Raw genomic sequence first — 672 nt, forward strand, 5'->3', positions numbered from 1 at the left:
CTCATATATAGTACTAGATTATCTTAATCAAAAAAAATTTTGTTGTATTCTTAAAAGGAACATCAGGTAATTCTCCAAATACCTTACATCCAAAATGTAAATAAAATTCCAAAGCCTGATAATCTTGAGTTGTTAAATAAATATATTTAACACTATTTATTCGACAATAATTTTCAACTGTATTAAATAATTCTCTTCCAATACCTTTACTCCTATATTTCTTTTTTACAGCGAATAAATCGATATAACAAGTAGAGAATATTACTTTCCCAACAATTCCTCCTGCGTAATCATTTTCAATAAAATATGAGAATGATATTTCTTTTTCTTCTCTTTTATAAATTGATTTTTTCTCAGCTAACTCCTCTAGCAATATTTGATTAATTCTTTTTTTATTTTCTAGAATATCAAAACTTTTAATCACATTATAACCTTCAATCATATAATAAATACTTCAATAACTTAGATTTAACTTTAGAAATATAGAAAGTGATTATTTAAACATTTTACCTATCAAACGCGCATAACTCTTAATTTTATTCCTATAGAAATCTTGGTAATAGGTCACCCATTTATTTTAGGGTAATCTATTGTTATAGATTCAATATTTTGTTCCCTAGCCATTTTTTTGTACGAATAGAATGGTTAATTAATACTCTCTATTATATATCT

Annotated in this window: 1 protein-coding gene; it reads right to left on the bottom strand. The window is 24.3% G+C overall.

Annotation, left to right across the window (positions count from 1 at the left end; translation table 11 throughout):
* Positions 1-13: 13 nt before the first annotated feature.
* Positions 14-442 carry a GNAT family N-acetyltransferase gene (locus A5883_RS11785; RefSeq protein ID WP_086338632.1) on the bottom strand — a complete coding sequence of 143 codons (429 nt, stop codon included), beginning with the start codon at positions 440-442 and terminating at the stop codon, positions 14-16.
* Between the last annotated feature and the right edge of the window lie 230 nt (positions 443-672).

This window comes from Enterococcus sp. 5B3_DIV0040 (assembly GCF_002140755.1).
In the GTDB taxonomy this organism is placed as follows: domain Bacteria; phylum Bacillota; class Bacilli; order Lactobacillales; family Enterococcaceae; genus Enterococcus_D; species Enterococcus_D casseliflavus.